This window comes from Kribbella sp. NPDC050459 (assembly GCF_040655315.1).
Classification (GTDB): Bacteria; Actinomycetota; Actinomycetes; order Propionibacteriales; family Kribbellaceae; genus Kribbella.
In genome coordinates, this window is the sequence record NZ_JBFAJQ010000011.1 from 243,475 (window position 1) to 269,738 (window position 26,264).

A 26,264-nucleotide genomic window follows, 5' to 3' on the forward strand; every position below is an offset into this window, starting at 1 on the left:
CCGCGATGCGTGCTCTCACCAAGGTCAAGCTCACTCGCGCCCGATTGTTGCTCTGGGCGAGGTACTCGGCGTCCTCCGTGGTCGCCACCGTGGTCAGCCAGCTCGCGTTCGCTCTGTGTTACTGGTTCGGTACGGCGGCCCTGGTCGCGACCCTGGTCGCGTGGCTGGCCGGTGCGGTCCCGAACTACGTGCTGAACCGCCGCTGGACCTGGGGCCGCAGCGGTCAGAAGTTGCCGTACACAATGATCGTGATCGGCTCCGCGGTCACGGCCGCCGTGGTCACCTCGGTGACCGATCACCTGGTGCAGCCGGTCGACTCACACGCGCTGAAGACGCTGCTGGTGACCGGTTCGTACTTCGGGACCTACGCGGTGCTGTTCATCGTGAAGTTCGTGCTGTTCGATCGGCTGGTGTTCGCCAAGAGCCCGCCTGCCGCCGCCGACGCAGCACGTACTCCCGTAACCACGTCGTCGTCATGACCCGGCCGTAGTTCGCGCCGTACACGACGCCGGGGCCCTTCTTGCTGCTCCCGTCGCCGCGCCGGCGCATCGTCATCGGCAGCTCGACCACGCGGGCGCCGAGCGCAAGCGCACCGAGCAGCAGCTCCGACGACTGGTACTGCGGTTCACGCAACGTGACGGCGGTCGCGAGCTCAGCCCGCATCGCGCGGAACCCGAACGACGTGTCGGTCAGCTTCCGCCGGGTCAGGATCGACGCGAGTACGGCGAACACGCGCACGCCGACCCAGCGCAGCCGGCTGTCCGCGTCCTCCGCCCCGAGCCGGCGCGATCCGGTGACGAAATCGGCCCGGTCGAGCAGGATCGGCTCCAGCAGCGTCTCCAGCTCGTCGTTGTCGTACTGACCGTCGGCGTCGGTCGTGACGATGTACTTCGCCCCGCCCGCCGCGGCCAGGTGGTACCCGAGCCGGAGCGCGGCGCCTTGGCCGCGGTTGCTCGGGGCAACGCACACGGATGCCCCGTGCTCACGGGCGATCTCGGCGGTGTTGTCGGTGGCACCGTCCACGACGACGAGGACGTCGACCGGGAGGCCGGCGCAGGCTCGCGGCATGTCGGTGAGGACCGGGCCGATGCCGCCGGCCTCGTTGTACGCCGCGATGACCACGACGACCGGTGCGAAGTCCGTGTGCTTGAAGGCCTTTACGGCCTCGGAATCGACGGCGTCCGGATAGTCCGCCATCGCAGGTCGCGCCTGGTCCTTGCCGAGCAGGGCACGGAGGCCTATGGCACCTGCCAGTGGGAAGAAGATCAGCCCTGGCAGCTGGTAGCGCCAGGAGAACTCGAACGCGGCTGAGCCGAGCAGGAGGATCACACCCGCCGCTGCCGGGAACAGCGCAGCCGCTCGGAGCTCTCTTGCACGTACAGCCGCAACAAGAGCGATCAGTACGCACAGGGCGAGCAGTATGCCGGACGTGTAGCCGCCGTGGAGCTGGTAAGCGCGCAGGATGACAGCAGGCGTGTGAGAGACGTGCGGCTCGGACCCTCCCCATTTCAATGCGGCCTTGGTGGTGTTCGGGTCTTTGAGGTTCGGATAGGTGAGCTGGAACTGCCACCGGTCCAGCGGTACGTCGTTGGGCGAGCTGGTGCGCGTCGGCGCGAACCCCTTCGCGAAGTCCTTCAGCGCCGCCCACGTGACGTCCAGCGGCTGGTGCTTGATCACCAGATGCGCGAACTCGGTCGCCAGCTGACGCTTCGTCGTCCCCGGCGGGAGCGGACCGGGCCAGTTCGGGTCGCCGTAGTGGTTGTGGGCGTACTTGTCGACGCCCAGACGCTGACCGAGCGGTTCCTTCGGGCAGAACAGCCGGGTGCCCTCGTTGAGCGGGAGGGTGTCGCAGTTGGCGACCGTGGCGGTCCGCCCGTACAGGATCTGGTTCTCGGCGCCGGTGAATCCCCAGCGGCCCGTTTCCGCGTGGTAGTAGCCGGCGTACGCCGCGAAGACGACACCGAAGCCGGCCACGGCGGCAGCGGTCCGGCGTACGACGGCCATCCGCCGCTTGCGCCAGGCGTTCCCGACCACGACCAGGTACAGCACGCCGGCGATCAGCAGGACCATGCCGATCGCGCGGACGGTGAACGCGGCGCCCACGAGCACACCGGCGACGGCCGCACGCCGCCAGCCCGGCGCCGCCCTCTTGCCCAGCAGGAGCCAGAGGATCGCCACCAGGATCACGTCGAACGTGGTCTCGGCCATGATGTTCTGTTCGATCTGCACCTGGTATGCGTCAAGCAGGATCGGCGCGGCGGCGAGCGCCGCCAGCCAGCGATAGACGGTGAGCCTGCGCGCGAGGGCGTAGATGGCGACGCCGAGGAGCAGTCCGGTGAGGTGCTGAACGATGACGACGAAGGTGAGCCCGCCGATCGAGACCAGCGGGCCGAGCACGAAGTCGTACCCGATGGGGTTGAGCTGGTCCGGGCTCAGCTTGCCCATGTTCGTCAGGTACTGGACGGAGTCGGTGTAGACGATCGCGGGCGTGTAGGCGACGGTCGCGAGGACCCGCAGGACCAGACCCAGCGTGAGGAAGACGGCGAGCAGCCAGTGCTTCCTCACTGCTTTTCGAAGTACCGCCACGTCTGGGCCAGACCGTCTTCGAGCGAGACCGTCGGCTCGTAGCCGAGATCGTTGGCGACGTCCACGACCACCGCCGGCATCTCGCCCGCCGGCGCCTCGATGTGCTCGGCCGGCACCGGCTGCCCGGTCACCGCGCGCACCGTGTCGATCATCTCCAGCACCGAGACGGACCGCCCGGACCCGATGATCGCGCGACCGTCGTACCTGGTGTCGAGCGCCCGCAGGACGCCGCTCACCACGTCGTCGATGAACACCAGGTCCCGCCGCTGCTGCCCGTCGCCGTACACCTTCACCCCGGTGCCGCTCAGCGCCGCCCGCATCATCCGCGGCACGAAGCTGTCCTTGTGCGACATCCCCGGCCCGTACACGTTCGTGAACCGCAGCGCCGCGGTCGCCATCCCGTAGCTCCCCGAGTACGCCGACAGCAACATCTCGCACGCCGCCTTCGTTGCGCCGTACGGCGTCAGCGGCCGCAGCGGCAGGTCGACGTTGATCACCGACGTACCGACGTTCCCCACCACCGCGTTGGTCGACGCCAGCACGAACGCCTCGACCCCGCTACCGCGACTCAACTCCAGCAGCACCTGCGTGATCGTCACGTTCTGCGCGAACGTCTGCATCGGCGCATCCACCGACCGCAACACCGACGTCAACGCCGCCAGATGCACCACACTCGTAGGCCGCGTCTCGAACGCCGCGACACACGTCTCCTGCTCCGCCAGATCCCCCGTCACCACGTGCACCCCGCCGTCCCAGGAAGCATCCGGCGGCTCCCGATCCACAGCAGTAACCGCCACCCCACGCCCCCGCAGAGCCCCCACCACAGCCCGCCCGATGAACCCCGAGGCCCCGGTGACCAGCACACGTTCGTCCATGTGCTTCAACCTACCTCCGGAGTGAAGGCAGCGGATGGCTGAGGGCTAAACCATTCGCCGGTGACGCTCAGCCACCGGTTGCTTGCCTCGGCCGTGTCGCAGCTCCGGCCGTTCTCGTCACCTCGTGGTCCGGCGGGCGGTCCGGAGCCGGACTCTCGTCGGCCTCATGCGAGGTGACGTTGTCGGCGCTGTGACGGCGGCTATCCGTGGTGGCCGGCGGCCTCGTCAAGAACTCGGATCGCGCGAGCGTACTTCTCGCGCAGCCGGGCTTGCGTCCCCGGATCCAGCCGGCTCTGGCGAGACGGGCTGCTGTTGTGTTCGATGTCGGCTCGCTTGACGAGGACCGCGCGGGGCGTCCGGGCCAGGCGGGTCAGGTAGGCGTCCTGAGACTCGTCGGGACGGTGGGTCAGAGCGTCGACCATTTCGACCACCTGCCGCGGAACACCCAGGTCGAGCAGTTGGACCAGGGTGCAACTCGTGTCCTCGACGGAGTCGTGAAGCAGCGCCGCCATCTGCTGGTGAGCGTCGGCTCCGTTGCCCCGAGCGATGTCTGCGGCGCCGCGAACGTGAAGGACGTACGGCTGCCCACTTTTGTCGACCTGCTCACGGTGGACCGCGGCCGCGAGTTTGTCAGCCGTCTCGACAGTGTCGACGGGTCCGGTGAGGTACGAGTACGCATTTGCCCAGGCACCGAACCACTCATCCAGGCGCTCATCCACGCCGGCCAGCGGTACGAACCGCTCGATGGTCTCCGCGTAGTACGAACGCTGCTTCGCGACCCGGGGATGCGTGTGCAGCCGCTGCACGTTGCTGTACCGATCCGACAGTTTCAAACGCAGTACGTCGCGTGGCGCCCGCGCGAGTTTGGCGAGGTACGCCGTTCGCACTTCGTCCTTCGACTCGCCCGCACCGACCTCCGGAATCGTGACCGCGTCCACCAGCTCCGCCGTACACTCGCCGAACCGGACGACCAGATCGGCGCGCGTTGCACCGGTGTCCTCCACCACGTCGTGCAGCAGCCCGGCTCTGAGCAGATCGACATCCTCGACGCCGAGTCCGGTGGCCATGACTTGCAGTACCTGAAGCAAATGCTGCCAGTACGGCTCACCCGCCGGTCTCGTCTGGCCCGCGTGCCACTCGACCGCAGCCTCGAATGCCAGGCCCAACTCGTCGACGATCTGCCGGGGAAGGACCGTCCGCAGGTCAGCCTCCGCAGCGCTCCAACTGTCCCAACCCGCGAAGATCCGCATCTCAGCCACGGAGCGTGCCGTCCCGGTACTCGTCCCAGTCCGGAAGGTCGAACGGGACCGGCTCGTCAGCGGAGACCTCGTGGAACTCGAACTGCCCGGCCATCTGTCGCTCCCGCAGCACCGCTCCGGCTTGCTTGATCACGTCGCGAGCCGCCGAGTCATCCACGTAGCCGCGGGCATCCACGACGAACGCCGCCCTGAGATCGCCGTCTATCGTCACATATCCGATGCCGATCCACAGGTTATCTGCGTCAGTCATGCCATCTGCTCCTTGTCTCGTCCTGATCCAGGGCCGCTGCTTCTGCCTGCATACGACGCACCTTGTCCTGCTCGGCGATCGTCGGGCGGATGTACGGCTTGTAGACGGTGTTGTGTTCGAGATCCGAGGCGATCGAGGCGCGCCAGGTGCACAATTGCAGCTCGAACGTGTACGGCGTCTTGTTCACCTCGACCGCGATGATCAACGGCACCACCCGGTACGACGGATTGTGCGCCTTCGGGTCGGCGTACATGTTCTCCAGCTCGAGGATGCGCCCGCCGTCGCCCGAGCCGAAGCGCTCCTCGACGGTCAACAGCAGGCGTTCGAGGCGATCGGTGTCCGCGACCGTGATCCGTGCCCCGACGGCGTCGATCACGTCGCCGACCTGATAGTCGGCCCGGCCGGGGCGCTCGTCGGATCCCGCCGACATCCGCTCGACCTTGTCCAGCAGCCCGTCAGCATCCTTGGCCCGGATGCTGCTGCGACCATCCACCTCGCCGGCGATATCTCGTACCTCGCGTCGTACCTGCGGGACGACGTCGTCGACCAGGCGGCGACCGTAGTCCTGAACGAGCGCCCGATCGTCGGTGGACGGTTGCGGCCCGACCGTGCGTGCGGCATCGACGCTCTTGCAGTGGGCAACGTACACCGATTTGCGAGACTGACCGTCTTCGTGCTGGTTGATCTCGCGGGGAGCCGGCTCGAACAGCGGACCGCGACCAGGGCAGTCGGCGGCGAACTTCTCCAGTCCACGATCCGCGACCAGCCGCTCGTCGGCGAGTTCTCGAATGGTCGCCAGCGCCTTCGGTCGCCGCTCGCGATTGTTCAGGCTGGCCACGACGTCCAGTGGATGATCCTTGTCTTCGACCAGCCGCTCGACGACACCGGAAACGTCCGGATGACGATCGCTCAGAGCGTTACGCACCTCGCGGACCGTTTCTGTTGGCTCTGGACGATCGTCGGGGCTCCGGGACGCCTCCCGACGATCGACGACCGGAGTCGTGGACGGCGAGGGAGCGCGATCGGGCTGCCGCTGCGGTTCTGGGACGTACCGGATCCGGGTGATCGTGTCATCGGTGACCGCCGGCTTCGAGTCCGCCGTCGGACGATGATCCGGTGCCGGTTCCGGCGGTTGCTCGTCCGGGGCCGATTCACTCAGCCGTAGTTCAGCCACGGAGGCCGCCGGGTTCGAGCAGCTCGTCGGCGGTGGCAGCCAACTGGAAGACGTGATGATGCCAGTCGTCGGGAACGCGCAGGAACGCGGCAGCGTCGATGAGTCGCCGGGTCGTCTCGCCCGCACCGGAGAGCTGACCGATCGCGACCTCGAGGCATCCATCGCCCCACAGGAACTCGCTCGCGGGGAGACGACTACTGGGACGATTGGCGTAACTGAGGAGTTGCTCGTCGAGCGTAGTGCCGACGAGCGTCAGGCCGCGGTCGCGCCAAACTTCGGTCAACGGGTGCGGCCGGTCCCGCGGTCCGGACCAGTGGTGCAACGCCAGTGGGACGTCGGCGAAACGGTAGCGACCGGCTTGCCAGTGCGTCTCCGACGAGACTGGACATGCCGGAGCGCCGCCGACCAGGGCCCGGTCAACCACGGACGCAAGGTGTTCGACCAGGGTCTCCGGTGCGTAGTCCGCGCGGATCAAGGGGGATCGAGCAGTGACTGCCCGAGTGACTGCTTCGGCTGCGACACACTCGCGAAGTCTGTCGGGCCAGCCCTTCGGCAGCGGTGCAGAGATCGGGACCGGCCTTGGAAGGCCGGCAACATGAGCGACGGTCAGGAGCTCGACCCACACGGTCAGTTGTGGATGCTCGGCGAGCGTCGCAGTCGCGTTGCCGATGTCGCGGGTGGTGCAGGGGGTGGTTGCGCAGATTGGGCCGCAGGCCGGCGTGCGGCGGATGGCGGTGGCGACGGTCGGGGGTTTAGGGGGTCGGTGTTCTCGGGGTTCGTGGTGGGGGATTCGGAGGAGGACGGGGCGGTCCATGCCGTCGGTGAAGGTGGTGGCTCGGCCGGGTGGGAGGGAGACGACGGCTCGGGATTGGGCGGGGTCGAGGTTCATGGTGGCGCCGACGGTTTCGCGGTCGTCGGCTGCGGGGAGGCGGTGGAGGATCTTGAGGGCGGAGTTCTTGACGACGTCGGGGATGACTTTGCCGGGGATCTGTTCGGCGATGACGAGGCCTTCGCCGTAGGCGCGGATTTCGGCGAGCAGGCCGGCGAACATCTCGACCGCGTGGCCGGCGGTGCCGTCGGTGCTTGCCTTGAGCAAGCGGTGTGCCTCCTCGACCACGGTGACGTGGCGCAGGCCGGGCGACGATCCGCGGTGCACCCGGAGGTGTTCGATCAGGCGGATGAGGACGACGCCCATGCAGAACGCCTTGTCCTGGTCGTCGCCGACGTCCTCGAGTTCGAGTACGACATTGCGGCTGAGCAGGTCCGCGACGTCGAGCGGATGTCCGCCGCCGAGGAACCGCCCGGGTGTCCCGAGCAGCAACGAGGTCAGTCGGACGTCCACGAATCCGCGAACGTCTGCCGCGAGCTCGGCGCCGTACCCGATGTCGTCGACGACCGCCCGCGCCGTGCGCTGCAGGTCCGCGAGCGTCGGGTACTGCGTGGCGCCCCGGCTCAGTGCGAGGTCCCAGCCGTACGACATGTAGCACAGCGTCAGCGCCTGACTCAGCACCTGCGGAAAGGGCTCGTTCGCCTCGAAGGCAGCGAGGAAGAGGGCGCGCACCAGGTCCAGGTGGGTCTGCAGCGGGAAGCCGGGCTCGGGTTCGAGTGGGTTCAGGCTGAGCGGTACGGCGTCGGGGTCCCCCAGGCGGATGACCGCGACCGAGGAATCCGATCCGAGCCGCCCGGCCATCCCGGCGTACTCCGCCTTCGCCGGCTCGATCACCAGCCATGGCACGGATGCCGCGCTCAGACCCTCGAGCAGATACCGGATCGTTTGCGACTTCCCGGAGCCGGTGGCGCCGGCGACGAAGGCGTGCCGGTTCAGCGTGTCCGGCGACACGGTCATCGTCCCGACGGGCCGACCCGACGCATCGATGACGTCGCCGAGCGGAATCCCGTCCGAGGGCGTCTCCGGCGTCAGATCGAAACGTACCTGTTCGACCACCCGGGCCCCGGCGATCTCGCGCACCGGCGGCCGCGCCACGGCTGCGAGCAGCTCTCCGGTCGCCTCGAAGCCGCCAGTCTCTTCGGCCCGGGCCGTCAACGTGTACGGCGTCGCGTGCAAGTCAGCCGCCCCGGCCAAGGTCCGCGCGACCAACTGCGCCGAGGACTCATCTGCCCCACCAGCGAGGATCTGCACGGACCACAGCCCACCCTGCGCCGCCGAGAAGTCCCGGTAGCGTGCGCGGCTGCGCTCGAGCTCCAGTGCGTCCCGCCCGGAGATCTTCTCCCGGTCCAGCCCGATCGTCATCCGCAGATGGAGGTCGTCGAGCAATTCGCTCCGCCTCTCCGCATCGAGAGGAATCGCCCGGACCAACCAGGCGAAAGCCGGCAAAGCCTCCGCGAGATCCTCCAGCGTCCCGGCCGACTCGACCTCGGTCTCCGGCAGCGCGGTGAGTACGTCGTGTGCTCCGTCCAGACCCACCCAGCACGGAAAGGAAGCCTCGTCGGCGGCGACGGCTCGCGCGCCCACGGGGTAGGAGACCGCGCCGTCCGCAGGCTCGATCCCCACGCGTACCTCGATCGGGCCGCCATCCGTCGCACGGGTCCAGCAGCAGCTGAAGGTCCGGCCCGCCGCTGCCTGAAACGTCAACGCAGGCAACAGGCCGCGCCGCAGCGCCGTCAACCGTTGCGCCATCTCCGCATCCGGCCCACCAGCCAGCGGCACCTCGGTGATGCGCCACTGCGGGATCACAACGGCCCCAATCGCGGATCGCAGTCGCCGAGCCGGGGACTCGCCGGATCCAGCGGATCCACCATCACGAACGCCGTCGGCGACAAGCCCTGCAGCACGGTCGGCTCGACCGAGTACTCGTACGTGCGCTGATACCCGATCGACGCACTCTCCGTGGTCCCGCTCGACGCCGAACTCGACGTCGCCTCCGACCACGACGTACCACCGGTGGTCGACGACGAGTACTGCTCACCGGAGCTCTTCGAACCGGATCGATGCCGCCGGCTGAACAGCAACCCGAACGTCGCCTGCCGGCTGTCGGACGTCTGCACGCCAACCGAGTCACTGGTGGAAGAACTGTTCCCGCGAGTCGTGCTGTCCGACGTCGACGTGGACGTGTTGGTCCCGTGCGAGTAGGTGAACTGACTCGCGACCAACCGGTGCTGCCGCCCGATGAACGTCGCGGCCTGCTCGGCCTCCTTGGCGTTCCCCAGCCGCATGAACAACACGGCGTCCCCGCCGCCGAGCAACTCGACCGCGCCGTCCCGCAGATGCGCGAACAGCAGCACCAGCCGGATCCCGCTCCGCCGGCAGGTGCTGTCGAACCGCTCGAGCTCCGGCCGCGCGACCGCGTCGGCGCCGGCGATCACCACGATGCGCTCGCCCCGCCCCGACAACCGCCCGCGCTGGATCCGGACCATCGTGATCTGGAACAGCAGATGCCTGAGCAACGACACGGTCAGCTCCGGCTCACGGTGCGAGAGCTCGAACACCCGCAGCGAGATGTCGTCCTCGTCCCAGGTGTCCATCTCCGAGTCACCCGTGACGGCGGACAGCCGCTGCACGCCGGCCGCCAGCCGAAACAACCGTGCCTCGGCCGCACGCCGGGCTGACTCGCTCAACAAATCGGAGAGCTTCGCGTACTCGGCCTTGGTCAGCTCACCGCGCTGATCCGGTGTGAGCTGCCGCAGCAGCACCTGGAACGCCATGTGAAGTCTCGTGAAGGTGATGGGAGCGTCCGTCAGGCACTCGACGACCTGCTGCACCAAGGCGGTATCGACACCACGTGACTCGGTCTGTTCGGGCTCCGCCGCGCGTAGGCCTTCCGCTACAGCCACACCGATCTCGTCCGGACTCAGACCGGTGAGCGGGTTCAACGTCCGCGCCTCGTCCGGTACGACGGCCGCCCGGATCGGTGCGCCGTGCTCAGAGGCCAGGCGATGCAACGGCTCGGCCACGGAATCCTGGGTGAGGTCGAGCACCACGAGCCGCCCGCCCGCACTCATCAGCGACCTGCCCATCGCGAGCAACGCGGCCCGCCATCCCGCGGCCGTCCCGCCGTACAGGTCGACTCGTTCCTTCGTCACGGGGCCGACCGGAACCCACGGCCGTACGGCGCTGACCTGTTGCGACTTCGCTTGCTCCCGGTCGCTCAGCTCCTGCTGCCACGCCTGTACGTCACGCTCGAACCCGGCCATCGCAGTGACGCAGCGGGCCAGCCACAGCTGATGCTCCTTGACGGCCGAGCGCCGGAGCATCTCCGGACGACCCCAGCACAACCAGCCGAGACCGGTCGCCACCGCGGCAGGCACCAGCGCGACGAGCGGATGGACTACGACTCCGACCGCGCCCGTCGCCACAATGGCCGAGACCGTCGTCCAGGTCAGGGCCGACCTCATCCGCGCAGCGTTCGCCCGCTTGCTCTCGAGCGTCGCGAGGACAGACGGCGGCGGTACGGCGGGAACGGGCGGGTCGCGTTGCTCGACGACCACGACTTCACGCCCGCGATACTCCCAGCCCCACTGCTCGGCTTCACGCGTCACGACTGCCGGCTCAACCATGCTGTGCACCGTTCAGCCGGTCCAGGACAACGCCGCGCGCCAGGTCCGCGAGGATCCCCTCTGCTTCCTGAACGGTCGCTGACGCCCGGCTGACGGTCGTGTCGCGCTCCGCGTCGTCGGCCGTAGTGAACCGGCGACGACAGCCGGCACAGTGCGTCGCCGACATACCTGACCAGGCGCCGCAGGACCGGCAAAGGCGTGCCTGGAGCAGGCGCTCGGCTGTGGACAACCGCCGTCGTTCCAGCAGGGCACGCTGCCAGCGCGCCTGCGCCTGAGGCAGGTACTCGACCAGTTGCTGGTCCGTGAAGCTCTTCCCGCCGCCTGCCAGCACCGCCGCGGTCAGCCTCGCCGCGGCATCGCGGTGGACGGCGCTCGGCTTCCCGATCGGCCCGACGGTGACCAGGAGCGGAAACCAGCCGAGCGTCTGGACCCGCAAGGCCGCATCGTCACGTTTCCACCGCAGGGACATCGAGGAGGTGCCGTCCGGATCCGCGACCCACCCAGCCGGGCGGAGCGCCACCTCGAACAGCGCCCGCTGCGGCGCGTCCAGGGCGGCATGCGGCAGGAGCAGGTGGGTGTGCTGCCGACGAGCGAGCCCGGCGCGCTCCACAGCCACGCATCCTCCCGAGAACATGCGGCCTCCCCAGCGGACCGCGCAGGCCAACTGTAGTCACCGTCTGTGCCTGTCGCACCACGATCGCGTTGCCACTTGTGGAAAACTCCGATCGGAAGCGGACTGAACGCGACGAAGTCTTGACCGCGCGTGATCGGCGGGAGACGATTCCGGCCGGGCGCGGGCTGACAACCTTGTCATCGGGGCCGCGTACCCACACCGGTGGACGGGGGCGTCCCGTGGTGCCGGCCGGATGTGCAAGGAGCGTGGATGAATCTCCGCCGCCCACTGGGGCTCGTCACGTCTCTCGCGCTGGTTGTGACAATGTCTGTTGCCATGACGCCAGCGCATGCCGCGTCGCCTGCTGCCTCCGAGCAGCCGGTGGTGAGCGGTTCGTCGTACTTCACCTCGTTCGAGCCCGGGCAACCGCAGCCGGGCTACACCGACACGGTCGAGACCGGTCCGGACGGGAAGCCGCGTACCGAGGGGGTGCGCGGGCCGACGCCGACCGGGATCGGTGGCAGCGAGATGGACAAGGTCACCAAGGTGACCGCGAACGGTGAGAACACCGGTGGCGGCGAGATCGCCACCAACGCCGCCGACGGTGACAAGTTCACCAAGTGGCTGGTGTTCGAGAAGACCGGCTGGCTGGTCTACCAGACCTCGGCCCCGGTGGTGATCAAGAAGTACGCGCTCACCTCGGCGAACGACGCCGACGGCCGCGACCCGCAGAACTGGACCGTGTCCGGGTCGAACGACGGCAGCACCTGGACCACGCTGGACACCCAGACCGGCCAGAGCTTCGAGAACCGGTTCCAGACCAAGGAGTACAGCTTCGCCAACGACACGGCGTACACGTACTTCAAGCTGGACATCACGCTGAACCACGGCGAGAACATCGTCCAGCTGGCCGACTGGTACCTCTCGAACGGCGCCCCGCTGCCGCCGCCCGGTCCGGTCGCCGAGTCGCGGCTGGACTCCGGCCCGACCAGTGCTTACAACGCCCGCGCCCGCGTCGGCTTCACCGGCGTCAAGTCCTTCCGGTACGCCGGGCACCAGGACGCCGAGGGCCGCGGCTACACGTGGAACAAGATCTCCGACGTCGATCTACAGGTGGGTAAGGACACCCGCCTGTCGTACAAGATCTTCCCGGAGCACGTCGAGGGCGATCTGAGCTACCCGAGCACGTACGCCGCGGTCGACCTGGCGTTCGACGACGGCACCTACCTGAGCGACCTGAAGGCTCGCGACCACCACGGGTTCGAGCTGAGCCCGCGCGGCCAGGGCGACTCCAAGGCGCTCTACACGAACCAGTGGAACAACGTCGAGGCCGATCTCGGCAAGGTGGCCGCCGGCAAGACGATCAAGCGGATCCTGGTCGGCTACGACAAGCCGTCCGGTCCGGCCGACTTCCGCGGCTGGCTCGACGACATCCGGATCGCCGCCGCGATCAACCCGGACCGCGCGGCGCAGAAGACCGCGGCCAAGCACCCGTCGGACTTGGCGCTGACCACGCGCGGCACGAACGCCACGGGCGGTTTCTCGCGGGGCAACAACTTCCCTGCCACCGCCGTACCGCACGGCTTCAACTTCTGGACGCCGGTCACCAACGCAGGGTCCACGTCCTGGCTGTACGACTACGCCAAGGGCAACAACGAAGCGAACCGGCCGACCATGCAGGCGCTGTCGATCAGCCACGAGCCCAGCCCGTGGATGGGTGACCGGCAGACGTTCCAGGTGATGCCGTCCGTCGCGGCGACACCGACCGCGGACCGCAAAGCCCGCGCCTGGTCGTTCACGCACGACAACGAGATCGCGCGTCCGTACTACTACGGCGTCACGTTCGACAACGGCAACGCGGCCGAGATCGCCCCGACCGACCACGCCGCGCTGCTGCGGTTCAGCTTCCCGGCCGGTAAGGCATCGCTGGTCTTCGACAACGTGAACAACAACGGCGGCCTGACGCTCGACCCGGCGACTGGCGTGGTCACGGGGTACTCCGACGTCAAGAGCGGACTGTCCACGGGCGCCGGCCGGCTGTTCGTGTACGGCGTGGTCGACCAGAAGGTGGTTGCGTCCGGCAAGCTGTCCAACGGTGGCGGCGCCAACGTGGGCGGCTACTTCACGTTCGACGCCAAGACCACGCAGGTGCAGCTGCGCATGGCCACGTCGCTGATCGGCACGGAGCAGGCCCGCAAGAACCTGGAGCAGGAGCTCCCGGCGGACTCCAAGTTCAGCAAGGTCAAGGACGCCGCACAGGCCGCCTGGGATGCCAAGTTGAGCACCATCCAGGTCGAGGGTGCCACGGCCGACCAACTGACCAGCCTGTACTCGAACCTCTACCGGCTGTTCCTCTACCCGAACAATGGCTCCGAGAACACCGGCACCACGAAGGACCCGGTGATCAAGTACGCCTCGCCGACCTCGCCGAAGGTAGGCACCGACACCCCGACCACGACCGGCTCGAAGATCGTGGCCGGCCAGACGTACGTGAACAACGGCTTCTGGGACACGTACCGGACCGTGTGGCCGGCGTACTCGCTGTTCGCCCAGGACGAGGCGGCGGAGCTGGTCAACGGATTCGTCCAGCAGTACAAGGACGGCGGCTGGATCTCCCGCTGGTCCTCCCCCGGCTACGCGAACCTGATGGTCGGTACGTCGTCCGACGTCGCCTTCGCGGACGCGTACCTGAAGGGCATCAAGGGGATCGATGTCCAGGCGATGTACGACGCGGCGGTGAAGAACGCGTCCGTCGTACCGCCGTCGCAGAACGTCGGCCGCAAGGGCATGGACCTGGCCACCTTCAACGGCTACACCGCCAACACCACCGGTGAAGGCTTCAGCTGGTCGATGGACGGCTACATCAACGACTTCGGCATCGCGAACCTGTCGAAGGCGCTGTACGACAAGGCGAAGAAGAACGACCCGCGCAAGCAGGAGTACCTGGACAACTACAAGTACTTCCTGAACCGGGCCCGCAACTACGTCACGCTGTACGACCCGACGGTCGGCTTCTTCCAGGGCAAGGGCCCGGACGGGGTCTGGGGCAACTCCCCGAGCACCTTCGACCCGCAGGACTGGGGCCACGACTACACCGAGACCAACGCCTGGAACATGGCGTTCTCGACGCCGCAGGACGGCGCCGGCCTGGCCGCGATCTACGGCGGGCGGGACGGGCTGGCGAAGAAGCTGGACGAGTTCTTCAGTACGCCGGAGGACGCGCTGCACACCGGCGGGTACGGCGGCACGATCCACGAGATGCTCGAGGCGCGTGACGTCCGGATGGGGCAGTACGGCCACAGCAACCAGCCGTCGCACCACATCACCTACATGTACGACGTGGCGGGGCAGCCGTGGAAGACGCAGGAGAAGGTCCGCGAGGTGCTGTCGCGGGCGTACCTCGGCTCCGAGATCGGGCAGGGGTACCCGGGTGACGAGGACAACGGCGAGATGTCGTCGTGGTTCCTGTTCAGCGCGCTCGGCTTCTACCCGCTGCAGGTCGGGTCGCCGTCGTACGCGATCGGCTCGCCGCTGTTCACCAAGGCGACGGTCCGGCTGGCCGGCGGCAAGAAGCTGGTGATCAGCGCACCGAACAACAGCTCGCGCAACGTCTACGTGAAGAGCGTCAAGGTCAACGGCAAGAACTGGACCTCGACCGCGCTGCCGCACGACCTGATCGCCGGCGGCGGCAAGATCGAGTTCGAGATGACCGACCAGCCGAGCAAGTGGGGCACCGGCCGCAACGACGCGCCGCCGTCGATCACGAAGCCGGGCGAGGACCCGATGACGTGGCGTGACTCGACGTCCGACACCGGCGCGGTGATCGGTGCGGGCAGCACGGACGTCTCCGCGCTGATCGACAACGACACGAAGACGCAGGTCACGCTGACCGGTGCACAGCCGACCGTCACCGTGGCCCTGCCGCAGGGTCGCCCGGTCGGCATGTACACGCTGACGAGCGGTGCCACCGGTACGGCGCCGTCAGGGTGGACGCTCGAGGGATCGAACGACGGTACGACGTGGAGCACGGTGGATCGGCGTACCGGCGAGACATGGGCCTGGACGTCGTACACCAGGTCCTTCAGCATCGCCTCGCCGAAGGCCTATACGCAGTACCGCCTGGTGCTCACACCGGCGTCCGGCGCCGACGGCGTCACGCTGTCCGAGATCGAACTGCTCGGCACGCTGAAGGGCATCGAGACCGGCACCCACCCGAGCGACAAGCGCGTCGCCGAGACCAAGCCGAGCCCGACACCGTCGCAGTCGATCGACCGCAACTACGGCTGACATGACTGAGGGCGACGGCTGCTGCCGTCGCCCTCGGTACCGTCACCGGCGGAGCCTGCCCCTGAAAGGTTCCGCCGGAAGGTGAAGGAGGGGTGGCGGTCCCCGCCCGGACTGCCACCCCTTCACCTCTACCGACGTTCGAACCCCGTCGAGGGTTGCCTCAGCCCAGAACTGTCCACATGTCGGACAACGCCACGAACCAGGCCACGTTCACGACCAGGACACCGGCCGTCGCGGCGACCGCGAACACCCATCCGAGACCGGCCCGCAGCGCCAGCACCGGCAGCGCCAGAGCCGTCGCCAAACCGCCGAGTTGTACGGCGAACAACGCGCCACCGTGCTCCACCGCACAGCTCACCCCGGTCGGCGGGCACAGTGGGGCGCCGAACTGACGCATCAACGCGTACGCGGCGCCGGCCAGCACACCGACGAGCACCGCCTGCAGGGCGACCCTGCCGATCGTCCGGGCTTCCATGGGATCACGCTAAGTGCGCGGCGGGTTCAGGGCATGAGCAGAACTACTCAGCCGGACCAGCGGCCGGTGAAGAAGCCGGCCGCCCAGACCGCGGCGAGCGGTATCGCCACGGCCAGATACAGGCGGCCGATCCACGGTCTGCGTCTGGCGAGCACCGCGAGCCCGATCCACAGCGGCCACATGAGCAGGGTGGCCCGGGTGAGCGAGTAGATCCAGAACGACGTACAGAAGGCGCCGATCGTGGCCGCGACCCAGGCGGCCTCACCCCAGGAGCGGCGCCAGAACAGCCAGGCGAGCAGCAGCAGCCCGATGAACAGCGCGACCAGCTCGGCCCGGAACATCCAGGTCCAGTCGCTGCGGTCGGGCGCGAAGTGGCCCTTGCTCGCGGCCTCGAAAGTGTGCACCAGCGAGGTCCACGGCCAGGTGAACTCGCGCGCCCAGCCCTTCTCCTGCGCCTCCTGCCAGGCGAACCAGGAGCCGTGGATCTGCTTCAGGTACGCCATGAAGCCGAGCACCGGTACGGCGGGCAGCGCCAGCCACGGCAGCGACAACCAGTCCCGCTTCTTCGACGTCAGGAACTCGACGAGCAGCGCGAAGATCAGGAAGAGCCCGGACACCCGCACCGTCGACGCCAGCGCGACGAAGATCGCGGCGCGCGCCCAGCGGCCCTGCCGCGCGGCCAGCCAGGCGGGGAACGCGAAAGCGCAGAACAGCGCCTCGGTGTACCCGGCCGCCAGGAAGACGCCGACCGGAGCGCAGTACCAGATCATCGCCGCATTCGGGCCGAGGCCTTTCAGTTCCGGGAACTCGTACTGCGCCAGGCGCGCGAGATATACGCCCGCGACGGCGCTGGCGACGGCGGACACTACGATGCCGGCGGCGACGTAGCCGATGCCCGTGTAGCCGACCAGCCGCACCAGCAACGGGAAGCCAGGGAAGAACGCGGCCAGCGGCGCACCGGACGGCTCACCGTGGTTGTAGCCGAATTCGGCTACCGCCTTCAGGTGCCAGACGTCCCACTGCAGCCAGGCCTTCCACACGTTCGGGAAGTCGCTGCCCCGGTTGAACAGCAGCGGCGCGGAGATCGACAGCACGAACAGCGCGATCCGGGAGACCAGCCACCACCCGAGCACTTCCCGGGTCATCGCCGTCGGCATCCACCGCTGCCACCCGACCCCCTCGACCCGGGCCCGCCGGGCCCGATTCGGCCGTGACTCGTCGGCGGCCGAACGCTCAAACACGCCAGCACCGCCGCACACCACAGTCCACCCGAGTCACAGCCCTATCGTCCCCCATCCGGGTAGCAGTCCCCGATGGTGGACGCTATTGACCCCCGCCCGGTGTTCGCGGCGTGTCGGTGGGTTGGGTCGGCCCACCGGTCGGCAGCGTCGGGATGACCGGGGTGGTCGTCGTCTGCGTCGGCTTGGTCTTCGTCGGCTTGCCCGTCGGCGTGTTCGGCGGCGGGGTGCTCGGCGGAGGAGTGCTCGGGGGCGGCGTACTGGGCGGAGGAGTGCTCGGCGGCGGGGTGCTGGGCGGAGGGGTGTACGTCGGCGTCGACGTGTCCTTGATCTGTTCCTTGTCCGGCTCGTTGAACTCGGCCTCGGGCACGCCGTCGAGGGCGGACTTCATGAACGCCAGCCAGGTCTTCAGCGGCCAGTTGCCGCCGAAGAACGCCGGGTCGTCGCTGTACGGGTCGAGGTCCGACTCACCGGTCGCGCCGGCCCGGTACAGCACCGAGGTGGACTCCTCCGGCGTGTAACCCGTCCACCACGAGGTCAGGGTCGCCGAGCCATCTTTACAGCCGTCACACGCGGCGTTCGCCTTGCGGTCCTCGACCGCGACACCACCGGCGGTGCCGGTCTTCCCGGCGACTGCGCGGTCCAGGTCCTTGGCGCCCTCACCGGTGCCCTTCTCGACCACGTTCTGCAGCGCGTAGTTGACCAGGTTCGCGATCTCCGGCGTAAAGGCCTGCTTCTGCTGCTTCAGGACGCTCGCTTCCGACCACAGCACCTTTCCGTCCGGGCCGCGGACTTCCTTGATCACGTGCAGCGGCGTGTACTTGCCCTCGGCAGCGAAGGTCGCGTACGCGTTCGCCATGTCGACCGGCGACGCGTACGCGTCCGGACCGAGCACCGTCGCCGGTGCCTGCCGGTCCTTCTCCAGCGTCTTCGTCGCCGGGATGCCGGCCGCCTCGGCAGCGTCGACGACCTTGGAAGGGCCGTCGTCCATGTCGTTGTCGACCAGGTCGTAGAAGGCGGTGTTGATCGACTGCTCGGTCGCCTTCATCAGCGTGACGTCGCCGTAGTCGGTGCTGAGCTCGTTGCCGAACTTCTGCCCCTGGACCACGATCGGGCTGTCACCCTGGTAGACGTCCCACAGCGACTTCTTGTCCTGCAGCGCGGCCGCCAGTGCGAACGGCTTGAACGAGGAACCGGGCCTGGCCTTCGTCGTCGCCCAGTTCAGCTGGCTCTTGAGGAAGTCAGGCCCGCCGTACATCGCCAGCAGCTGGCCGGTGCCCGGTTTCACGGCGGCCATTCCGATGTGCAGGCCGGCGTTCTTCTTCGGGAGCTCCTTGGCGGCCTCCAGCATCTTGTTCTGCTGGGTGGCGTTGAAGGTGGTCGTCACCTTCAGGCCGCCGCCGGTGATCTCGTCCTCGTCGAAGCCGCGCTGCGCCAGCTCCTTCCGGGCCATGTCGAGCAGGAAGCCGTTCGGCCCGGCGTACCGGCTGCTCTTCTTCTTCATCTTGCTCAGGTCGGGCAGCTTGGCGGCGTACTGCCTCTCCTTGGCCTCGCTGATCGTGCCCATCTGCTGCATGCCGTCGAGGACGTACTTGTACCGCTCGATGATCCGGGCCTTGGTTCGCGGATCCGAGTCGGTGACGTCGAACAGCGACGGGTTGTTCAGGACGGTCGCGAGCAGAGCCGCCTGCGGGACCGACAGGTCCTTCGGGTCCTTCACCTGGAAGTACGTGTCACCCGCGGCCGCGATGCCGTACGCGCCCTGGCCGAAGTAGATGGTGTTGAGGTAGCCCTCGAGGGTCTTGCTCTTGTCCTGCTGCCGGCCGAGCTTGGTCGCGATGAACAGTTCCTTGAACTTCCGGGAGACCGTCCGCTCCTGGGTCAGGTACATGATCTTCACGTACTGCTGGGTGATCGTCGAACCACCCTGGAGCTGCTCGCCGCGCGCGATGTTGACCGCGGCCCGCACCATGCCGCTCGGGGAGATGCCGGGGTTGGTCCAGAAGGTCCGGTCCTCGGCCGCGATCACCGAGTCCTGCACGTGCTTCGGGATCTGCGCCAGCGGCACCGTGTGCCGGTTCTGCTCGTAGAAGGTGCCCAGCGGGTTGCGGCCGTCGGCGTACGTCACCGTGGTGGTGTTGGTGGCGAACTCCTTGTTCGGGTCCGGGATCTTCGTGGTCTGGTAGACGACGAAGAACGCGGCAACCGAGCCGATGATGCCGAGGAAGACGAGTGCGGCCAGCCAGCCGAGCACCCGGACCGCCCAATGTTTCTTCCGCCGGGGAGGCGGGGCGGCCTTTCTACGAGCTTCACTCACTGTGCAATCCTCGACGATCTCGCGGAAGTCATTGCCCCACAGACTACGGTGGGTGTGGTAATACGCCCGAATCCGCTCCGGATAGTAGCAAGCCGGTCCGGCGGGGCTCAAAGCCGATGCAAGCGGTTACCCCGTCATGTGTGGTGCGAGCAAGGTCACGGCGATCAGCGCCGCCGGAAAACAGGCCAGGAACATCGTGAACGTGTAGCCCATGATGTCCCGCGCCTTGAGGCCGAGGATCGCGAGCGTCGGCAGCATCCAGAACGGTTGCAGCAGGTTCGCGCTCGCCTCGCCCAGGTCGTACACGACGACCATCCACCCGGCGTCGACGCGCAGCTCGTTCGCGGCCTGCAGCACGTACGGCGCCTCGATCACCCACTTGCTGCCGCCGCTCGGGACGAAGATGCCGAGCACGCACGAGTAGATCGCGACCAGGGGCGGGAACAGAATCTGATTGCTCGCCTGCACCAGCCACCCGGCGAGGCGCGCGGAAATCCCGGTGTAGGCGATCATGCCGAAGATGCCGCCGTACAAGGGGAACTGGAGCAGTACGCCGGCCGCCGCGGGCGCGCCGTCGCGCACCGCACGCGCCATCCGCCACGGCCGCCAGTGCAGGAGCAGCGCGAGCAGGAACAGGATCAGGTTGACCGTGTTGAGGTCCAGCGCGCTGAAGAAGCTCTTCGCGCTGAAGTAGCGCACCAGGTAGGTCACGCCGAGCAGGACGATCAGCAGGCTGAACAGCGGCGAGTGCTCGAGCCAGTCGCCGGGTCTGCGCGTCTCCTGCCGTTGACCGTTGTACGCCGAGCCGCGCCCGATGAGCGGCTTGAGCTCGATGCCGATCTGCTCAGCGGTCCGCGCGTTGCCCTCGCCCGGTGCGATGAACCAGGCCATCGCGACGCCCACGACGTACACGATCAGCGTCGCCACCAACGCCTGCCAGGTGAAGATCGTGTCGCTGAGCGGGATCAGCCCGCCGGCGTGACCGCCGGCCTTGATGACCTCCTGCACCGGCGGCGGGCTGCTGCTCGCACTCGCCACCTGCAACGCGGCCGAGCCGGACAGTCCCTGCGCCCACACCGTACCGAGGCCGAGAAACGCCATCGCACCGAGCGCGCGATAGTCCGCCTTCGGCACGTTGCGCGCGACCTCCCGCGCGAGGATGGCCGCGAAGATCAGGCTGAACGCCCAGTTCAGGTACGACGCCAGCATCGCGATCGCGGCGACGAACGCGACGGCGGACCGCGGCGTCTGCGGGAGCCGCGCGAGGCGGGTGATCAACCGCGCGACCGGTCCGCTGGTCGCGACGGCGTACCCGCCGATGATGATCATCGCCATCTGCAGGGTGAACGTGATCAGCGACCAGAACCCGATGCCCCAGGCATCGACCAGCCCGAACCCCTTGGTCGCGGCCGGGTCGTCGGGGCGCTTCAGCAGCGGCTCACCGGTGACCAGGCCGAACAGCAGCACCACGAACGTGCCGACCAGGACGAAGCCGAACGCGTCCGGCAGCCACTTCTCGGTGAACGCGGTGAACCGCAGCGCCAGCCGGGCGAGCACCCCCTCGGCGGCGATGTCGGGCCTGGCGTGCTTCGCATGACTGTCGGTCATTACTGTCCGCTCCCGAGCTACGACGCTGAGTGTCATTCGATTAACGCAGATCAGCGCCTGACGTAACAGGTTCCCGGGCGTGCCGTGCGGCGCGGGTGACAAAGGTCTTCTTTGTCAGGGGTTGTCCACAGGTGCCAGGTCTGCTTACAGTGGCGGCACGATGTATCGAGTCGATACATCAGGTCATGACAAACTAGACCGAGGGAGGTGGCTCATGGGAAACCGCAGTGGTGTCCTCGAGCTCGCCGTACTCGGTCTGCTGCACGAAGCGCCGATGCACGGTTACGAGCTCCGCAAGCGCGTCAACGCCCAGTTCGGGTGGGGACGCGTGCTGTCGTTCGGTTCGCTGTACCCGTGCCTGAAAGCGATGCTCCGCAACGGGCTGATCACGGCCGACCCCGGGACACCGGAGTCGGGCCGGCGGCCCAAGATCGTGTACACGATCACCGCCGACGGCAAGGACTACTTCGCGCACGCGATGCACGAAGCCGGGCCGTCGGCCTGGGAGGACGACACGTTCGGCGTCCGATTCTCGTTCTTCGGCCGGACCGACCCGGCCACCCGGTTGCGCATCCTCGAGGGCCGCAGGGCCCGGATGGAGGAGCGGCTGGCCAACTTCCGGGCGGCCATGAGCCGGACGGCGGAGCGAGTCGACGCCTACACCCTCGAGCTGCAACGGCACGGCCTGGAGTCGGCCGAGCGCGAGGTCCGCTGGCTGAACGAACTGATCGACGGCGAGCGGCGGCAACAGCGGCCCCCTGACCAGCACCACCCGCCTACCCAAGGAGATTCCAGATGACCTCGATCCGCGTAGCGATCGTCGGCGTCGGCAACTGCGCCAGCTCGCTCGTCCAGGGCGTGCACTACTACCGCGACGCGAAGCCCGAGGAGCGCGTCCCCGGTCTGATGCACGTCCAGTTCGGCGACTACCACGTCCGGGACGTGGAGTTCGTGGCCGCGTTCGACGTCGACGGCAAGAAGGTCGGGCTGGACCTCGCCGACGCGATCGGCGCCAGCGAGAACAACACGATCAAGATCTGCGACGTGCCGCCGACCGGCATCACGGTGCAGCGCGGTCACACCCTCGACGGCCTCGGCAAGTACTACCGCGAGACCATCACCGAGTCGGACGCCGCGCCGGTCGACGTCGTGGCGGCGCTGCGTGAGGCGGCGGTCGACGTCCTGGTCTGCTACCTGCCGGTGGGTTCGGAGCAGGCCGCGAAGTTCTACGCGCAGTGCGCCATCGACGCCGGTGTCGCCTTCGTCAACGCGCTGCCGGTCTTCATCGCCGGTACCAAGGAGTGGGCGGACAAGTTCACCGCCGCCGGCCTGCCGATCGTCGGTGACGACATCAAGTCCCAGATCGGCGCCACCATCACGCACCGGGTGCTGACCAAGCTGTTCGAGGACCGCGGCGTGACCGTGGACCGCACGTACCAGCTGAACGTCGGCGGCAACATGGACTTCAAGAACATGCTCGAGCGCGAGCGGCTGGAGTCCAAGAAGATCAGCAAGACCCAGTCCGTCACCTCGCAGCTGCGCGACGAGATCGACGACCGCAACGTGCACATCGGCCCGTCGGACTACGTGGCCTGGCTGGACGACCGCAAGTGGGCGTTCATCCGCCTCGAGGGCCGCAACTTCGGCGACGTCCCGCTGTCCCTGGAGTACAAGCTCGAGGTCTGGGACTCGCCGAACTCGGCCGGCATCATCATCGACGCCATCCGCGCCGCGAAGATCGCCAAGGACCGCGGCATCGGCGGCCCGATCCTGTCCGCGTCGTCGTACTTCATGAAGTCCCCGCCGGAGCAGTACGCCGACGACGTCTGCCGCGAGCTGGTGGAGAAGTTCATCCGCGGCGAGGTCGAGCGCTGAGGTCCCTCGCTAGATTGTGACGATGCGGCTCCACGTGGGATGTGCCCAATGGACACATCCCGCGTGGCCGCAGCCCGGTCGGGAGAAGCTGCGTTCGTACGCCTCGTGGTGCAACGCGGTGGAGAGCAACACCACGTTCTACGGGACGCCGTCCGTGTCGACGGTGGCGTCGTGGGCCGCGCAGACGCCGCCCGACTTCCGGTTCGTGGTGAAACTGCCGCAGGTCGTCACCCACGAGCGCCGGCTCACGAACGTCGACGCCGAATTTCGCGCTTTCCTCACGGCGATCGAGTCGCTCGGCCCGCGCAACCACGCAGTCTGGATCCAGCTTCCCGCCGCCTTCTCGCCGAGCGGCCTCGGCACCCTCGCCGCCTTCCTGCACCAGGCGCCCCGCGAACACCGGTACGCCGTCGAGGTCCGGCACCGCGACTTCTTCGACGACCCCCGAGCCGCCGCGAACCTGGAACGCGTCCTGGCCCGCGCGAACGCGGAGTGGATCCCGTTCGACACCGGCACACTGTTCGCCCGCCGTCCCACCAGCCTGGCCGAGCGCGACGCCTGGATGAAGAAGCCGCGCGTCTCCCGCCGGACCCGCGCACTGACCGGTCATCCGATCGTCCGCTACATCGGCCGCGACTCCGTGGACGAGACCGTCGAAGGCTGGGCGTACCTCGTCGAACTGGTCGTCACCTGGCTGTCCGAGGGGCGCTCCCCGACGATCTTCCTGCACACCCCGGACAACGCCGAGTCCCTCGACCTCGCCCGCCGCTTCCACACGACCGTCGCTGCCGCCGTCCCCGAAATCGCTCCGCTTCCCGAGCCGATCGCGAGCGAGCCTCCGACCCTGTTCTGAACGTCATGCGTTTGACCTTCGCGCCCGGCCGATGAGCCCCCTTTCCCCCGTACGGGCACGGTGCTTGACTGACCGGTGGGGGGACCGGGACGCCGGTCCAGAGGCCGCGACATCGGGCCGCGGCCTTCCGTTGAAAGGGGGCCCCTGATGTCCGTGGCACAGACCGAATCCACACTGCGCGACTACTTGGCGGCGCTGTTGAACGGCGGCGACTTCGCGTCGTTCTTCAGCGACGACATCGTGTGGACGACGATGGAGACCGGGGACGAGGTGCGTGGCCGGGAGGCCGTCCGCGACTTCATCCTCGCGATGCACACCCAGCTGTTCGACGCGTCACCGGAAGTCAGGAACGTCGCGTCCGGCGACGGCGTCGCGGCGCTGGAAGCCGTCTTCGTCGGAAAGCACACGGCCGAGTTCGCCGGCGTACCGGCGACAGGCACCACGGTCCGCCTGCCGTACACCGTCTTCTACGACGTCGACGGTGATCGCATCACGGCGCTTCGGGCGTACTTCCCGATGTCAGCGCTGATCCACGAGCTGCAGGAGTCCGCACAGCAGTAGGCCCATCGGTACGCCGGGTGCCTGGGTTATCCACAGTTCCGAAATCCGCCGTGGATTCCGGGGCCGATCTCCGTATGTTCTCCGCCGACTTCACGACTCGGGAGGACATCTCATGCAGCATTCGATCGGTACGCCGCCCAGCCCGACACCCCTCGCACCACCCGACCTGCCGCCGGCCGGACTCGTCCCGCGCGCCGAACGGCAGGCCCGGGCCGACTGGCTGATCACCGAGCTCGTCCGCCTCGCGGCCCAGGCCGACGATCCGGAGGATCGCGCGCGCCTGCGCCGCACGGCGGACTCGCTGGTCCGGCTCTCGTCCGCGCTGCGCTCGTGACGACGGCCCTGGCGGCCCACCCGACCTCGGTCCCGGAGTTGCTGGCGGCGAGCGGGGACACCGCTCGCGAGCTCGCCGGCGCCGACCGGTCCGCTTGGAACGGCCACATCATCGAATCGTCCAGCGCGATGCTCGGCCTCGCCCACTGGGACGGCACCCTCTACCTCGACCGCGAGTCGATCGTCGACCCGCTCCGCCACCTCTACGAACACGCCGGCACGACACGTTCGACACCGACCCTCGTCGCCTACCGCGAGTCCCTGGCAACGCTGCTCCACGAGCATGCCCACTTCCTCGGCCCGGACGGCGCCACCCAGGAAGCGGCCCGCGAAGCCTTCACCAAACCCGGCAGCCGCCAACTGGAGGAAGGCGTCACGGAGGCCTGGGCCCAGGACCACCTCGACGACTTCCTCCGCCGGCTCGGCATCGACAAGGTTGCGCCAGGCATCGATTCCGTCCGGTCCACCGGGTACTACGCCGCCTTCGTCCCCGCCGTCCGCAAGCTCACCACGGACCTCGACGCCCGCAACGCTCTCTCCCCCGGCGAAACCCTGGCGCTGCTCAACCGCCAGACCGCAGCCGGTCAGTTCCCCCTACTCGTCGACCTCGTCTGCAAGTCCCACGATCTCCCTGACACCGACACCCGCGCCCGCCTCGAAACGATCCTCCGCTCCGGCCTCGCCCACCTCGACACCTATGAACTGGCCCCACCCGGCGTCGCCGGCAAGCACTCCCTGGCAACCGCCACTCAGATCCTCACCGACCTCCGCCGCGAAACTCACACCACCGACTCCGCCGGACACCTCGACGACTGCGCCCTCCCACCTCCCGCCCCGATCCGCAGTGCGCCGTCACCCCACGAATCGGCCCTGTCCGGACTCGCCACCCCAACACTCAGACGTCCGGCAGCCACTCATACGCCGCCCACCCGACCCCACCCCGCGCACCGTCAGTTCGCCCAGCACCGGGAGCCCCCCAGCCGCCGGGATACTGAGGGGCATGGACTACGCGGCGTATGACGCAGAGGAGCAGCGGCTTGTCGAGGCAGTGATGGCCAAAGAGATCCCCGAGGAGCGGCTGCCGATCGAAGTTGAACGACTGCGGAGCCTGGTCCCGACAGTGGAGCCGGCGGCGGATCGGGAGCGTGCCGAGCGGAGCCTGTCCTCACTGGAGTACGTGCTGAACTACAAGGCCCCCCCGATGTCCGACGAGATGGCAGCAGCGCTCAAGGTGCAGTCGCGGGGGCTCGGCTCCACAGGCACCCCGGCAGAGCGCATCGAGCTCCTCCAGGCTGCGATCGCCGAGATCGGCCGGATCGCCAGGACCGCGGCAGGAGTCGAGGCAACCCGGATCCGCCAGCTCGGCGAGCCGCTCGCGATGGACATCGAGGGCATCCGCTTCAACAACCCCGACCTACGAGACGCTCCGGGGCACGCCGAGTAGC

Annotated in this window: 21 protein-coding genes; 9 read left to right on the plus strand and 12 right to left on the minus strand. The window is 68.2% G+C overall.

All coding sequences use genetic code 11. From position 1 onward, the window contains the following. Positions 1-5 precede the first annotated feature (5 nt). On the plus strand, positions 6-479 hold the full coding sequence (locus tag AB0I12_RS30965; protein WP_359936127.1) for a GtrA family protein: 474 nt from the start codon (positions 6-8) through the stop codon (positions 477-479). Here the strand turns inward: AB0I12_RS30965 and AB0I12_RS30970 are convergent. The 8 genes from AB0I12_RS30970 to AB0I12_RS31005 all read right to left on the minus strand — a co-directional run bounded on the left by AB0I12_RS30970 (position 379) and on the right by AB0I12_RS31005 (position 11,275). Continuing rightward, positions 379-2,565, minus strand: coding sequence for a glycosyltransferase family 2 protein (locus tag AB0I12_RS30970; protein WP_359936129.1), 2,187 nt, complete (start codon positions 2,563-2,565; stop codon positions 379-381). The two genes, AB0I12_RS30965 and AB0I12_RS30970, sit on opposite strands and share 101 nt — an antisense overlap. Further along, positions 2,562-3,461, minus strand: a complete 900-nt coding sequence (locus AB0I12_RS30975; RefSeq protein ID WP_359936131.1) for an NAD-dependent epimerase/dehydratase family protein — start codon at positions 3,459-3,461, stop codon at positions 2,562-2,564. Before AB0I12_RS30975 ends, AB0I12_RS30970 begins: the two co-directional genes overlap by 4 nt. A gap of 200 nt (positions 3,462-3,661) precedes the next feature. Beyond that, on the minus strand, positions 3,662-4,711 hold the full coding sequence (locus AB0I12_RS30980; RefSeq protein ID WP_359936133.1) for an HD domain-containing protein: 1,050 nt from the start codon (positions 4,709-4,711) through the stop codon (positions 3,662-3,664). Position 4,712: 1 nt separating this feature from the next. Continuing rightward, positions 4,713-4,970 (minus strand): hypothetical protein, encoded by a 258-nt coding sequence (locus AB0I12_RS30985; RefSeq protein ID WP_359936135.1) that lies wholly within the window; start codon positions 4,968-4,970, stop codon positions 4,713-4,715. After that, positions 4,963-5,895 (minus strand): hypothetical protein, encoded by a 933-nt coding sequence (locus AB0I12_RS30990; protein ID WP_359936137.1) that lies wholly within the window; start codon positions 5,893-5,895, stop codon positions 4,963-4,965. The genes AB0I12_RS30985 and AB0I12_RS30990 overlap by 8 nt, the downstream gene beginning before the upstream one ends. Before the next feature lie 241 nt (positions 5,896-6,136). Next, positions 6,137-8,839, minus strand: coding sequence for an ATP-binding protein (locus tag AB0I12_RS30995; RefSeq protein ID WP_359936139.1), 2,703 nt, complete (start codon positions 8,837-8,839; stop codon positions 6,137-6,139). Then, positions 8,836-10,659 carry a hypothetical protein gene (locus tag AB0I12_RS31000; protein ID WP_359936141.1) on the minus strand — a complete coding sequence of 608 codons (1,824 nt, stop codon included), beginning with the start codon at positions 10,657-10,659 and terminating at the stop codon, positions 8,836-8,838. Before AB0I12_RS31000 ends, AB0I12_RS30995 begins: the two co-directional genes overlap by 4 nt. Then, entirely contained in the window at positions 10,652-11,275 is a 624-nt protein-coding gene (locus AB0I12_RS31005; RefSeq protein WP_359936143.1) for a hypothetical protein, read from the minus strand. The genes AB0I12_RS31000 and AB0I12_RS31005 overlap by 8 nt, the downstream gene beginning before the upstream one ends. 333 nt (positions 11,276-11,608) lie before the next feature. Between AB0I12_RS31005 and AB0I12_RS31010 the strand changes: the two genes are divergently transcribed. Beyond that, positions 11,609-15,559 carry a GH92 family glycosyl hydrolase gene (locus AB0I12_RS31010; protein ID WP_359936145.1) on the plus strand — a complete coding sequence of 1,317 codons (3,951 nt, stop codon included), beginning with the start codon at positions 11,609-11,611 and terminating at the stop codon, positions 15,557-15,559. A gap of 160 nt (positions 15,560-15,719) precedes the next feature. Here AB0I12_RS31010 and AB0I12_RS31015 read toward each other — a convergent pair whose 3' ends face one another. The 4 genes from AB0I12_RS31015 to AB0I12_RS31030 form a co-directional block, all read right to left on the minus strand. Next, positions 15,720-16,034 (minus strand): hypothetical protein, encoded by a 315-nt coding sequence (locus AB0I12_RS31015; RefSeq protein WP_359936147.1) that lies wholly within the window; start codon positions 16,032-16,034, stop codon positions 15,720-15,722. A 47-nt stretch (positions 16,035-16,081) separates the two neighbouring features. Continuing rightward, on the minus strand, positions 16,082-17,275 hold the full coding sequence (locus AB0I12_RS31020; RefSeq protein ID WP_359936149.1) for a mannosyltransferase family protein: 1,194 nt from the start codon (positions 17,273-17,275) through the stop codon (positions 16,082-16,084). An 82-nt stretch (positions 17,276-17,357) separates the two neighbouring features. Further along, positions 17,358-19,589, minus strand: coding sequence for a transglycosylase domain-containing protein (locus tag AB0I12_RS31025; protein WP_359936151.1), 2,232 nt, complete (start codon positions 19,587-19,589; stop codon positions 17,358-17,360). 126 nt (positions 19,590-19,715) lie between these two features. Continuing rightward, entirely contained in the window at positions 19,716-21,197 is a 1,482-nt protein-coding gene (locus tag AB0I12_RS31030; protein ID WP_359936153.1) for a TIGR00366 family protein, read from the minus strand. Between the two features lie 214 nt (positions 21,198-21,411). Here AB0I12_RS31030 and AB0I12_RS31035 point away from each other — a divergent pair, with 214 nt between their 5' ends. The 7 genes from AB0I12_RS31035 to AB0I12_RS31065 all read left to right on the plus strand — a co-directional run bounded on the left by AB0I12_RS31035 (position 21,412) and on the right by AB0I12_RS31065 (position 26,263). Beyond that, on the plus strand, positions 21,412-21,996 hold the full coding sequence (locus AB0I12_RS31035) for a PadR family transcriptional regulator (RefSeq protein WP_131284360.1): 585 nt from the start codon (positions 21,412-21,414) through the stop codon (positions 21,994-21,996). Next, positions 21,993-23,072 carry an inositol-3-phosphate synthase gene (locus AB0I12_RS31040; protein ID WP_359936155.1) on the plus strand — a complete coding sequence of 360 codons (1,080 nt, stop codon included), beginning with the start codon at positions 21,993-21,995 and terminating at the stop codon, positions 23,070-23,072. Before AB0I12_RS31035 ends, AB0I12_RS31040 begins: the two co-directional genes overlap by 4 nt. Positions 23,073-23,094: 22 nt before the next feature. After that, positions 23,095-23,925 carry a DUF72 domain-containing protein gene (locus AB0I12_RS31045; RefSeq protein ID WP_359936157.1) on the plus strand — a complete coding sequence of 277 codons (831 nt, stop codon included), beginning with the start codon at positions 23,095-23,097 and terminating at the stop codon, positions 23,923-23,925. Between the two features lie 147 nt (positions 23,926-24,072). Then, positions 24,073-24,486, plus strand: coding sequence for a nuclear transport factor 2 family protein (locus AB0I12_RS31050; protein ID WP_355693811.1), 414 nt, complete (start codon positions 24,073-24,075; stop codon positions 24,484-24,486). 112 nt (positions 24,487-24,598) lie between these two features. Then, entirely contained in the window at positions 24,599-24,820 is a 222-nt protein-coding gene (locus AB0I12_RS31055) for a hypothetical protein (protein WP_359936159.1), read from the plus strand. Beyond that, positions 24,817-25,839, plus strand: a complete 1,023-nt coding sequence (locus AB0I12_RS31060) for a hypothetical protein (RefSeq protein WP_359936161.1) — start codon at positions 24,817-24,819, stop codon at positions 25,837-25,839. Before AB0I12_RS31055 ends, AB0I12_RS31060 begins: the two co-directional genes overlap by 4 nt. Next, positions 25,820-26,263, plus strand: coding sequence for a hypothetical protein (locus AB0I12_RS31065; RefSeq protein WP_359936163.1), 444 nt, complete (start codon positions 25,820-25,822; stop codon positions 26,261-26,263). The genes AB0I12_RS31060 and AB0I12_RS31065 overlap by 20 nt, the downstream gene beginning before the upstream one ends. The last annotated feature ends 1 nt before the right edge of the window (position 26,264 follow it).